The 13538-nt window shown below is 27.5% G+C and carries 8 protein-coding genes; 5 read left to right on the top strand and 3 right to left on the bottom strand.

The window, feature by feature from the left end; translation table 11 throughout:
• Nucleotides 1–58: 58 nt before the first annotated feature.
• The 3 genes from Q3304_RS04920 (at nt 59) to Q3304_RS04910 (ending at nt 4806) form a co-directional block, all read left to right on the top strand.
• Nucleotides 59–736: an ABC transporter ATP-binding protein gene (locus Q3304_RS04920; protein ID WP_054269948.1), complete on the top strand. Its 678-nt coding sequence runs from the start codon at nt 59–61 to the stop codon at nt 734–736.
• A complete protein-coding gene (locus Q3304_RS04915; RefSeq protein WP_407814106.1) occupies nt 737–3298 on the top strand; it encodes an ABC transporter permease in 2562 nt (853 codons plus the stop codon).
• Nucleotides 3299–3531: 233 nt separating this feature from the next.
• Nucleotides 3532–4806 (top strand): 4Fe-4S dicluster-binding protein, encoded by a 1275-nt coding sequence (locus tag Q3304_RS04910; RefSeq protein WP_079740315.1) that lies wholly within the window; start codon nt 3532–3534, stop codon nt 4804–4806.
• 55 nt (nt 4807–4861) lie between these two features.
• Here the strand turns inward: Q3304_RS04910 and Q3304_RS04905 are convergent, their stop codons facing one another.
• Nucleotides 4862–7906, bottom strand: a complete 3045-nt coding sequence (locus Q3304_RS04905; protein WP_407814107.1) for a serine hydrolase — start codon at nt 7904–7906, stop codon at nt 4862–4864.
• Nucleotides 7907–8112: 206 nt separating this feature from the next.
• Here Q3304_RS04905 and Q3304_RS04900 point away from each other — a divergent pair, with 206 nt between their 5' ends.
• On the top strand, nt 8113–8412 hold the full coding sequence (locus tag Q3304_RS04900) for a rhodanese-like domain-containing protein (RefSeq protein WP_407814108.1): 300 nt from the start codon (nt 8113–8115) through the stop codon (nt 8410–8412).
• A gap of 57 nt (nt 8413–8469) precedes the next feature.
• Here Q3304_RS04900 and Q3304_RS04895 read toward each other — a convergent pair whose 3' ends face one another.
• Nucleotides 8470–9039: a TetR/AcrR family transcriptional regulator gene (locus Q3304_RS04895; protein ID WP_407814109.1), complete on the bottom strand. Its 570-nt coding sequence runs from the start codon at nt 9037–9039 to the stop codon at nt 8470–8472.
• Between the two features lie 197 nt (nt 9040–9236).
• Nucleotides 9237–11465, bottom strand: a complete 2229-nt coding sequence (locus tag Q3304_RS04890; RefSeq protein ID WP_407814110.1) for a YhgE/Pip domain-containing protein — start codon at nt 11463–11465, stop codon at nt 9237–9239.
• A gap of 291 nt (nt 11466–11756) precedes the next feature.
• Here Q3304_RS04890 and Q3304_RS04885 point away from each other — a divergent pair, with 291 nt between their 5' ends.
• A complete protein-coding gene (locus tag Q3304_RS04885; RefSeq protein ID WP_407814111.1) occupies nt 11757–13532 on the top strand; it encodes an ABC transporter ATP-binding protein in 1776 nt (591 codons plus the stop codon).
• Nucleotides 13533–13538: the final 6 nt, after the last annotated feature.

The following is a 13538-nucleotide window of genomic DNA, read 5'->3' as shown; positions in this document are numbered from 1 at the left end:
TATAGTAATAGCTAAAGTCTAATATATGAAGTATAGAATATAAATATTGGAGGTAGCCATGGAAATTTTAAGAGTAGAAAATCTAACTAAAAGTTATGGTAAAAATGAAACAAAAGTTGATGCTATAAAAAATGTAAACTTATCAATTGAAAAAGGTGAGTTTATAGCAATAACAGGTCCAAGTGGAAGTGGTAAAAGTACATTATTGCATTTGCTAGGAGGTGTTGATAGACCTACTAGTGGTAAGGTTTATATAAATGATGTGGATATCTATAATTTAAAAATTAAAGATTTAGCAATATTTAGAAGAAGAAATATAGGTCTTATATATCAATTTTATAACTTAATTCCAGTCTTAACTGTAAAGGAAAACATATTGCTTCCAGCAGAACTTGACAATAGAGATATTGACAAAGAATATTTAAATGATTTGATGAAAACATTAGGTCTAAACGATAGAGAAAAACATCTTCCAAACCAGTTATCAGGGGGTCAACAACAAAGGACTTCTATAGGACGTGCTTTGATTAATAGACCTTCTATAGTGTTAGCAGATGAACCAACAGGTAATTTAGATAGTAAAAATTCAAAAGAAATACTAGGATTATTAAAACTGTCAGTAAAGAAATACAATCAGACTCTAATAATGATAACTCATGATAAAGACATAGCACTTCAGGCTGATAGAATTATAGGTATAGAAGATGGAATTATAAAAAGTGATGAGGTGATGTAGATGAATTTATATACATCACTAACTATTAGATATTTAAAACAGAATAAAAGAAGAACTATTATAACTATAATTGGGATAATACTTTCAACAGCTTTAATCTGTGGTATAGGAAATATATTTGAAAGTTTCATGGATTATCAAGTAAGAGAAACTATAAAAAATGATGGAAGTTTTCATGTTACATTCCATGATGTAAACAAAAAGAATATGGAATATGTAACAAAATCAGCTGAAATAGAAAAACATGCATTTACTAAGCAAATTGGATATTCTAAATTGGAAAATAGTGAGAATGGTATATTAAGTATAAAACAGTATGATAAAAATGCCATGGAGGGATATCAAATTTCTATAAAAGAAGGTAGATTGCCATCTAAAGAAGGAGAAATTGTTCTAAGTGAAAATGTTATTAATCTTATGGATGATAAATTAAAAATAGGAGACGAAATAACCTTAAAAGTAGGAGACATGTTTGACTCAAATAAGAAAAAGATTGATAACATGGTATTTCATGAAGGTGATTATATAGCAAATGAAAAGGATAGCACTTTTAAACTGGTTGGTATAATTAAAAAGCCTGGATTTGAGCTTTATGATGAGATTACAACTGCTATAACTTACTTTAATCCTATGATTGATTATAAAGGAGCAATGAACATCTCAGTAACAGTAAAAAATCCTAAAGATGTGTATAAAATAAGTAAAAAAATAAGCAAAAACATATATCCAAATAAAGATGAAGAATCAATTTCTGATATGGTAAAATACAATGAACATTTATTGAGATTACAAGGCGCCAGTAAATATGAGAATATAAATAGTTCTGTAAAATCTATAATTGCATTAGTAACTATATTAGTAATTATATGCACGATTGCTACAGTATATAATTCTTTTAGTATTTCTATAACTGAACGAAAAAAACAGTTTGGCATATTAAATTCTATAGGTGCTACATCTAGCCAAATTAAAAGGTTAGTCTTTATAGAAGGTATTATAATTAGTTTAATTGGAATACCAATAGGACTAATATCTGGGACAATAGCTATAGACTTATTATTTAAAACTATAAATAAGTATTTTACAGAATCGATTGTTACACAGATGAGTTTACAAATAGTGTATAATCCAATAATAATTATTGTTAGTATAATAATAGTTTTATTTACAATATTTATATCAATTCTATTACCTGCAATAGCAGCTTCTAATGTTTCTCCGCTTGATATAATTAAGAACAGTGGAGAGTATAAAGTGAGAAAAGTTAAAGATTCAAAGCTTATCAAAATTATTTTTAAGACTGAAGGAGTACTTGCATATAAAAATATGAAAAGAAATAGAAAAAAATTCATAGTGACTCTTTTTTCTTTAATGATAAGTATAATAATATTTATATCTTTTAGTGGATTTACATTGCTTTTGTTAAGAGGTGAGGAAATTAGAAGTTCTCAAAGAAACTATGATTTGTATTTAACTGCAAAGGGTACAGCTAGACCTATTGATGATGTCATAAGTAAACTACAGGATATTCCTGAAGTAAAGAACTTTGAATTCGCAACAGGTCAATCTATGTCTATAAAAGTAAGTGAAAATAAAATAAATAAATCCAAGGAGGATTTAATTAAGGAGTATTATCAACAACATAAGAGTGGAGATAGTTATGAATACGACTTTAGCAATAATGAATTAAATTTTCCAGGAGAGTTTGCAATAAAAAATAAAACAAATAATTTAGTAAAAGGTTCTTTTGATAAGGAAAAAGCAATTAAAGAAAATGGTGTGATACTAGTTAGAAAAAGCTACTTTGAATCTAGAGGTAAAAAAGGTATAGTGGAGTTAACTAATTACAAAGTTGGAGATACACTAAATTGTGAATATCTTGATGACAATGGTTCAAGTAAAAAAATGAAGATTAAAATTCTTGCGATAACTGATGAAGAACGTTTAGGAATGGGATATCAAAATATGGGCTTGCAATTTATAACTTATGATGAAGTTGCTAAAAATTTAGGTCTAAAATTAAATAAAAGTCTTATATTTATCGACTTAGGAGGAGATGTTCAGACTAAGAAGAAAATAGAATCTTTAGCTGATAAAAATAATTTTAACTTCCATGATGAAAGTGCAGGAGGAGAAGAAGAAAAACAAAATCTAAAAGTTGTCAAAATATTTGTATACGGTTTTATAGTAGTGATATCTCTAGTTAGTGTTACAAATATACTAAATACAGTAAGTACAAGTATAAATCTAAGAAAAAGAGAGCTTGCTATAATACAATCTATAGGAGTTACCCCTAATGGATTTAGAAAAATGATATATTTAGAAAGTTTTATTTATGGTATACTGTCTTTAATATTTGGGATACCAATTGGTATTGGAATGACTCTAGTTATGAATAAACTTATTTCAGGTGTAATTGAGTTTTCCCCTGTCATACCATGGGCAGCAATAGCTATATGTATAGTAAGTGTTTTTATAATAACTTTTATAGCAGCTTATATACCAATGAGTAAATTGAACAAAGAAAATATAATAGATAATATAAGAAGAGAAAGTATCTAAGTATAAAAGTAATTTTTAAATATATAAAATATTATTAAAATCGTTTAATTTGTATAAACTATTATTATACAAATTGAACGATTTTTTATTTATATAAGAAATCTAATAAATAAATTACTAGAGGTATTTAACTATTTAGAAAGAATTGGTATTATATAAGGTAAGGGGTTAGATAAAGTATTTATAAATAAGTATAAATATTTGATTTTATTGGAAAACAAAAGAAAAAGAAGGTGATTACTATTTCTCATATAACTGCGAAGAACATGTATAAAAGTTTAGAGGAAAGAATAAACAAGTTTCCACAAGGTGCTCCACCATCAGATACATTATACAAAATACTAAATGTATTATATACAGAACAAGAAGCAAAATTAGTAGCTCAGCTTCCAATAAAGCCTTTTAGAGTAAAAACAGCAGCTAAAATCTGGAGTGTAAGTGAAAGTGAAGCATATAGAGTATTAGACAAACTTGCAAGTAAGGCTCTGATACTAGATATAGAAGATAATAAAGGGAAAAAATATATAATGCCTCCTCCAATGGCTGGCTTTTTTGAGTTTGCTATGATGAGAACAAGACATGATATAGACCAAAAACTTTTAGCAGAACTTTACTATCAATATATGAATGTAGAGGAAGATTTTATTAAAGATTTATTTTATTCAACAGAAACAAAGCTTGGAAGAGTGTATGTTCAAGAGGAAGTTTTGACTAATGATAATGAAGTTAGTATTTTAGATTACGAAAGAGCTACTCATATAATCGATGAATCGACTCATATAGGTGTAAGTATGTGCTACTGTAGACATAGAATGCAACATGTTGGTAAGGCTTGTGATGCTCCTATGGATATATGTATGACATTTGACAATGTAGCAAATTCTTTAATAAATAATAAGTTTGCAAGACGTGTAGATAAAGTAGAATGTAAAGAGTTACTTCATCAAGCATATGAGCATAACTTAGTTCAATGTGGAGAAAATGTTAGAAAAGGAGTTACATTTATATGTAATTGCTGTGGCTGTTGTTGTGAGGCATTAGTAGCAGCTAAAAGATTTGGAAATCTTCATCCAGTACAGACAACTAGTTTTATACCAAATATAAACCATGAAAGTTGTGTAAAATGTGGAAAGTGTATAACTGCATGTCCTATAGATGCAATAAGCAAGGTCAAGGAAAATGATAAAGAATATATAAAAATTGATGAGGATAGATGTCTAGGTTGTGGAGTTTGTGTTAGAAATTGCCATAAAAATAGTATTATGTTATTAAAGAGAGATGAAAAGATAATAACTCCAGCAAACTCAGTACATAGAGCAGTTCTAATGGCAATTGAAAAAGGGCAATTACAAAATCTGATTTTTGATAATAATGCCTTAGCTAGTCATAGAGCTATGGGAGCTATACTATCAGCCATCTTAAAACTTGAACCAGCTAAAAAGATTTTAGCTAGTAAGCAATTAAAGTCAGTGTATTTAGATAAACTATTGAGTATGAATGATAAATAGATAGAAAAGGGCTATATTTAAGTAATATTACTTAAATATAGCCCTTTTTAACATGTTAAGCTATTTCTTTGATTTGTTTAAATGAATTCTCATTTCCATTTCCACCAATTTGTGTTACAGATTTAAATCTCATAGTTTTAAATAGTTCTTTTTGATTATAATCTAATAAATTTCCTACTAATATTACAGGAGACTTAGTTTTTCCAGCTAAAACTCCAACAGATAATCCATCTATTAAATCATCTTGTTTATTGATTCCGTTTTTTGCAACATATAAGTTGTCTATCTTAGAATCTTTATAAAATTCTTTTATTACTTTTGCATTAGTTTCATTTCTAGTGCTACCTGATATTCTTTGTGGATTTTGAAGTTTACTTTCTATATTTTTAGAAACTGTGTATTCTCCACCAATTACATAAGACTTCTCAATTTTTTTGTTTTTAAACAAGTTGTTTATTTCATCTATATTACTGTTTTCATTAGTAAGTATTATAGGCATATCATTTTGAGCTGATACAGCTCCAATGCTTACTGCATCGGCTAATCCTTTTTCACCATTAACTACTGAAATCTTTGATATGTTACTAATATTATTCAATTCTTTAGCAATGTTCATAGAAGTTTGATATCTATCATTTCCTGAAATTCTAGATACAGAAATATTATTTGATTTTATAGTATCTAATGATTTTTCATTTACAGAAGCTTCTCCACCAACTACGTACACATTTTTTACTTTTAATCTTTTCAATTCAGTCAAAGTTTTTTCATTTATTTGAGAGCTTCCAGTTAATAATATAGGAGCATTCTTCTTATATGCAAGTGGTGTTGCAGCTAAAGCATCTGCAATTGCTGAGTCATTTATTAAAACTGCATTTTCAGCATTTTCCCAACCTGCTTGACTTATTTTAATAGAAGTTTCATATCTATCAGTTCCTGTAAGTGTACTTGCATTTACTTCATCTTGGTACGCAACTTCAAATTTAGCATTTGGACTTCCTGAGAAAACAATTATGCCTCCTTTTGGCAATCTAACTCTATTATTTTTTGTAACTAAAGAATAGTTTACAGGAACTCCTTTATCATCATAAACAGCAAAAGACGAATTTTGAGGAAGATTAACTTCTATTTTTTTATTTGCTATATCGTCACCAATTTTATACCATTTTGCATAACCATTAGATGCTAACTCACATGTAAAAGATTTTTCTGATGGTAAATTAGTTATAGAATCTTCACTAACATATGTCTGTGTGGCAAAAGTTAAATACTCTGTACCATTTTCTTTATGAAGTTTAATATCAGCTAAGTCACGTCCCATCACACCAGGTATTTCTATAAAAGCATTTGAGTTATTTTCATCTGCTATTTTAGTATTAGCTATATAACCAGGAGTTCCATCAGAAAGACCAAGAACTGCTTTTACAGAACCAAACATATAGTGTTGAGAAGTATATTTTTCATCTACTATATAGTAACCTTTATCATTTCTTTTTTTCCATGCTTCTTTGACGCTATCTGATATATCATTATTATCTACTCTTTGAGCTACATAATACAAACTTGCTGTTTGACCTAATCCAGGGACATCATCATAAGAGCTCATATTTAAATATGTAATATTATTTTTTTCTTTTACAAATTTTAAGCAACTATTACCCTTTTCAGATACAAATCTATCTTGACCTATGTATACATACTTATCTTCAGGCCCATTTTCTAGATAAGGAGAAGACACTGTTAAAGTACCATTATCATTAACATCAACTTTTATCATATTTGAAGAAGCGTAAAGACCACTGTTTTCTTTTAAATAACTTGGCATTTTAACTTGTTGTGGTTTACTGAATGTTTTATCAGGTTTTATTTCTTTAATTTTACCTTTTTCTTTTAATGCAGACAGCAACATTTCTTGTCCAATTATTTCATTAAGTTGACTACTTCCACCAGAAGAAACAACTGCAACTGCCATATTTTCATCTGGAAGCACTATAATATTACTGTGGAATAGTAAAGAGTCTCCACCTTTTGTAAGAGCCTTTAAGTTATATTGATTAAATGGATAAGTGTTTACACAATCCCAACCTAAGCCATATCCAAGTATAGAATCTTCTCCCTCAGGCCATAGACCGTTTAAATATTCTTTGTTTTCCATAGCTTTTATTGAAGAAGGTGAAAGAATACCATTTGAATTTTTCATAAATGTTTGTGCAAATGTACATAGATTTTCTGCACTTGAATATAAACCACCAGCACCTATAGTATTAAAATTATCTTGTGGTACAGCATCTTCAAAATAAGGTACATAGGCTTTTGCAAGTCTTGCGCTATCAAAACTATCTTCTGGAGTTTTTGTATTTTGTAAATTAAGAGGACTGCTTATGTACTTGTCAATAAAATTAGTAAATGGCATGCCAGATACTTTTTCCACTAAAATTTCAGCTAAAGTAAATCCATCATTACAATAGACAGAAAAAGCTCCTGGTTTAGCCTTTAATCTTTGTTTCTTTAATTCTTCTAGGAAACTATCGTGACCATAAGAATCATTGTCTCCCAATAAAAGAGCATTTTTTAAAGAACTTCCCATTAATCCTGATGAGTGGTTTAATAACATTCTTGGAGTGATTTCCTTGTATCTCTCATCAGCCATTTTAAACTCAGGTATATAATTTACAACAGGAGTATCTAATTTTACTTTTCCCTCTTCTACTAACTTCATAACAGCAGTAGTAGTAAATATTTTACTGATAGATGCAATATTATACATATTATCCTTAGTTAAATTTTTATTATCTTGTCTACTGTAGACTCCACCATTACCAGAAATCTCAATTTTACCATTATCAATCAAAGCATATTGAGCATTTTCAATTCCATACTTAGATAATAAAGTTTTAATTTTCTCTTTAGCAAGAGCTTTAGTTTTTGGATAAGATTCTGAGTTTTTGCTATAATCATTTAGCTTTATGTCAGAACTTTGATATTTCTCCGAGTTATCTTTTACATTACTATCAGCAAAAGTAATATTTGGAGTAGCAGTAAATAACATACTCAATACTAATGTACTAGATAATAATTTAGAGAGCCTTTGCTTAAACATATTACACTACCTCTTTTCCCTTTTAATAATTTATAATTAGCATAACATTCTTAATTATTTAAATCAACAGATTATTATTAATAAAAATTTTTTAATAAGTATACCTTTTTGTATAGCTGATAAAAATAAAAAAGAATATTTGTTGCTGTATGAAGAATAAAGGGTATAAGTAACATATACAAATAAAATGGAGGAATCTTAGACATATGTACAAGAATATAAATAAGAAACAACTTAAAGAAATGATGAAAAATGAAAATGATATTTTATTACTAGATGTAAGAACTAAAGATGAATTTAGAGAATGTAAAATAGAAGATGCTATAAATATATCTTTACAGGAGCTAATCAATAATATAGATGAAATTTATGAGTATAAAGATAAGAAAGTAGTGGTTTATTGTAAAAGTGGTCATAGAAGTGTTACTGCATGCAATTTATTAGCTGAGGAAGGATTTGAACATCTGTATAATTTAAACTCAGGAATAATTGATTATCTTAATTAAATTATGTAAGTTATATTGAATACTGAATATATCCCTGTTTATTAAGCAGGGATATATTTAGATGTTCATAAGATAACCTAGGAACGAACGAATTTTTTCTGATTTTTCATTATTGGAAATATCTTTACGCAATAATATACCTTGTTGACCATATACACAAAAGTATGTTGTTGTGTCAATATCAGGGACATTAATTTCTCCTCGTGAGTTAGCTAATTCAAGTTGTTTTTTTACTATGGGAATAAGTTTTTCACAAATTTTTAAAGATAATTGGTCATGAATTTTTTTACTCTTTTCTCCATGGCATACTTTATAGTAAAGGTTATCATCAGTTTCTATATCAATAAATGTAGGAACTTCTTCAATAATTTGTTTTAATGTTTTATCTGCATTGTCTATAATAGTAGACATTTTGTCCACTAAAGTCTGTGCATAGTAGTCTATAGCACTGTCAAATAGGTTTTCTTTTGATGGAAAATAACGATAACATAATCCTTGTGCGACATTCATATGTTTTGCAATATCAGTTATAGAAGTTTTCTCATATCCATTTTCATAAAACAATTTTATTGCAGTATCTAAAATTTCTTGTTTACGTTCACTTGGTTCTTTAGTAATACGTGCCATATAGTATCCTCCTTATAATTTCAAGTACATAATAACATAAGGAATTTTTAAAGTCAATGAATGAATATCAGTCATTTAAATTACATAATAAATTTTAATTTTGAAGTTAAAAAAGGTAGTAACTGAGAAGTTACTACCTTCAATATAAATATTAAGTACTATTTCTAAAAAATATATTTAAATACAGAATTGATTTTTTAATGACCAGTTAAATTACTATCACCAAATTTATCATTGAATGGTTTTATAATTCTGTTTATAGGTCCTTTTAGAAGTACATTTAAACAAATAGATAGAATCATAAATAACAACAGAACTAATATATCTTTAGTTAAATTTGGAGCATATATACCACCTACTGCTTCTCTTGTAGCGCCTATTGCATAGGTAAATGGCATTATAGGGTTTATTCTTTGGAAAAATGTAGGTGTAACCTGTATAGGGAATGTACCACCAGAAGAACCAATCTGAACTACTAATAGTACTATTGCAATTGCTTTTCCTACATTTCCAAATACAGAAACTAAAGAATAAACAATAAAGTTAAATACCATACTAGTAAACATAAGCAGAAGTATCAATAAAATTGGATGTTTTGCTGTTACTCCTAATAATAGTATATCTCCAGTTCCGATTATGAAGCCTTGAATAAGAGCTATACTTAGAAAAGTAAGACCTCTTCCAAAATAAATTTCATATGGCTTATAGTTTCCATGTACAGATGTAGATAATAATGCAGAAAGAAGCAATATACCTACCCATGTAGAAAGAACACTATAAAATGGTGTCATTGCAGAGCCATAATTTTCAATTGGATATAATTTTTCTGTTTTCACTTCAACAGGTTCCTTTAAGAAGTTAGACTTGGTTAATATATCACTTTCAAGTAAGCTGACTAATTTTTTCATATCTTCACCATTACTAATCTTACTTAAATTATTAATCAAGTCATCTAGCATTCCTTTTGCTAGAGGAAGCTTTTCTCTTATTAATGATATACTTTCCTGTGCATTTCCTGATAGACTTAGAGAAGTAGTCAGTATTTCTTCAACCTTTGGAAGTTTTGCTTCTGCCTTGTCTAGTACAGTGATTATATCATTTGCTACTTTTATACTGTTTGAAAATATGCTATTTATAGGTTTTGATATTTTTGAATCAAAATTATTTAAAATATTTAAATTAATCCTTCCGATACCATTTGATAAACTTAAAACGTTATTTAATGCACTTATAGATGGTTGTTGCCCAGATATAACCTTGTTTTTAATGTCATTCAATGTTGATATAGAAGAATCTATTTTATTGTTAGAGTCTTCTAAGTTATCTATTACATCATCCAATCGATGGTTTGATGTAAGCTGATTTAATTTAGTTAAAAAGTCTTCTAATGTATCATTTAAAGATTGTAAATTAGAAAGCTTTTCTGATAAATTATCTATCAACTTAGGTACATCTTCGCTTCCATTATTTACGGCATCAATTAAATTTAGTGTAAGAGAAGAAGCAGAAGATGAAAGGTCAACCATTAAATTTAAATCAGATTTTATAAGAGGAGAAAGTTCATCTAAATTATCATTTGTATCCTCTAAGAATTTCTTTAAATCATTTGATAACAGTTTTGTATCATTTAAAGTCTTTTTAATTGTAGGTAAATCTGATTTAATATCTTTAACTGTATCAGACAACTTTGAAGTAGCATCAGAGGCTAAATCGACAGTCTTATTTATATGGTCGAATCTCTTTTGAAGGTCGATAAGAGAACTTTCAACCTTTGTTAATTTTGGAAGACTGTGTTCAATTCCTGCACCAACTCCATTTGATATACCAAGAACAATTTCACTTACTGTTTTCACTATAGTCTGATTAACTTGCAACTGTATTGTAGAAGCACCTTTATCAGTAATTTTTGGTGCAACTGCATTTATTTTTTCATTTACTGTATAAATAATTTCACCTTTTTTAACATCATCTGTAATTAATGATGTTAAATCTTTTGTAAAATTCTTTGGAATTTTAAGTGATGCATAATAAGTACCTTTTTTAACACCTTCAAGAGCGGTTTTTTCATCTACAAATTGCCAACCTAAACTTTTATTATCCTTAAGTTGTTCAATTAATTGGTCTCCTACATTAATCTTCTGACCTGCTATTTCATTTCCTTTATCTTCATTTGTTACTGCTACAAGCATATTAGCGGTACTTCCATAAGGGTCCCAAGATGCCTTTATATTAAACCAGGCATACAAAGAAGGTAAAAAAGCAAGTCCGACAACTATTACAAGTACTGCATAATTTCCACGTATATCTTTTAGGTCATTTTTAAAAATTTCTAATATATTTTTTAAACCATTTGAAGGTTTTAAATTCTTGATATTATTCCAGTTTAAAACTTCTTTTAAACTATTAGTTTTTTTCAAATGTCTCACCTCCTAAAATATTTTGATAGAGAAAAAGTTAGATTTATAATCAATTTTAAATTATATTACTTTTTAGACAAATAGTAAAGTTAAAGTTTTGTCTTAATTTTAATACATATATATTATATATAATAGTATGCTATAAATATATATAAATATAGGAAATAAAAACAAATAATTTATAAAGTGTATAGTATAAAATTTAATAATAAAACAAATATTTATAATTGATACAATCAATTAAATTAGCCATTATGATATACTTTTGATAATGAGAAAATTCTATGAAGGGATGATTAAATGAGGTATTTTAAAAAATACATAAAAAAATATATAGTGTTATTTTTTACAGCAGTATTTTTTTTGACACTGGAAGCTTTTTGTGATTTAGCTCAACCAACTATAATGGCAAAAATAATCGATATAGGAGTTTCAAATAAGAATTTAGATTACATATTATCAACAGGAGCTTTAATGATAGGTATAACCTTTTTAGGTGCAATATTTTCAATAATAAGAAGTATAATCTCAGCAAGAGTTTCTCAATGTTTTTCTTATGATTTGAGACAAGATGTGTTTGAAAAGATAAATACATACTCATTAAAACAAATAGATAAATTTGGTAGAGCTTCACTAATAACAAGAATTACTAATGATATTAATCAAATACAACAATTCGTACATGGAATGATGAGAGTTTTTATAAAATCACCAATCATGTGTATAGGAAGTTTAATTATAGCTATAAAATTAAATTTAAAGATGTCAATAATTATCTTAGTTGCAGTTTTAATCATATTTATTATAATATTACTCAATATGAAGATTGGCTATAGATTATTTAAGAATGTGCAAGAAAGTACAGATAAGATAAATTCAAAATTAAGGCAGTTTTTAAGTGGCATAAAAGTAGTTAAGCTATTTTGCAGATATGATTATGAGAGCAAACGTTTTGAAGAGTTAAATGAGGCGCTTTTCCAAAACAGTAGAAAAGCTACAACAATGATGTCATTTTTTAGACCTACAATTACAATAATTATTAATGTTTCCATAATAATAATCTTATTAATTGGAAGATATTTAGTTTATTCAGGGGAAATTAAAATTGGAATTATAGTTGCTTATGTAAATTATATGACTAGGATATTAACATCACTTATAATGATTTCACATGTTTTTAATGTTTTTGTTAGAGCAAAAGCTTCATATGAAAGAGTAAGTGAAGTTTTGCTTGATGAGAATGAAGAAATAATTGAGAAAAATGTAAATTTAGATATTGAAGAAAAGAAATTTAAACTTACAAGTGGTGATATAGTTTTTGAAAATGTGTATTTTTCATATAATAAAAATACGGATGAACAAATATTGAAAAATGTATCTTTTAAAATAGAAGAAGGTCAAAACATTGGTGTAATTGGTCAGACTGGTTCAGGAAAGACTTCTTTAATAAATTTAATTCAAAAATTATATATAGTTGATAAAGGAGATATTAAGATTGGAGGAAATAGTATATACAGTATTTCTGAAGAAAGTTTAAGAGAGGGAATAGGTGTAGTATTTCAAAATAGTAGTGTGTTTGGGAAAAGTATACTAGAAAATATAATTATGGGAAATAAGGATATAAGTAGAGAAGATGTTATAAATTCGTGCGAGATAGCAAATGCAAATCAATTTATAACAAAACTTGAAAATTCTTATGATGAAGTTTTATTTCAAAGGGGTAAAAACCTATCAGGAGGACAAAGACAAAGAATTACGATAGCTAGAGCTATAGCTAAAAAGCCACAAATATTAATCCTTGATGATTGTTTTAGTGCAATGGATATTAATACAGAGACAACTATTAGAAAGAATATAAAAGATTATATAAAAGATTTAAGAGACAAAGAAAATAAGAAATGTACTATAATAACTATTTCACAAAAGATTAGCTCTATAATTGACTGTGATAAAATTTTAGTCTTAGATGAGGGAGAGGTGGTTGGATTTGCTACACATGAAGATTTACTGGTTAGTTCTCCAATTTATAAAAAAATTTTTGAGTTGCAGAACTTAGCAAATGAAGATGTAAATTAAGGAGGA

It is taken from the genome of Clostridioides sp. GD02377, from assembly GCF_045899875.1.
GTDB classification, from domain to species: Bacteria; Bacillota; Clostridia; order Peptostreptococcales; family Peptostreptococcaceae; genus Clostridioides; species Clostridioides difficile_A.
The sequence above is the reverse complement of the archived record's forward strand: the minus strand, read 5'-3'. Positions and strand labels throughout refer to the sequence as shown.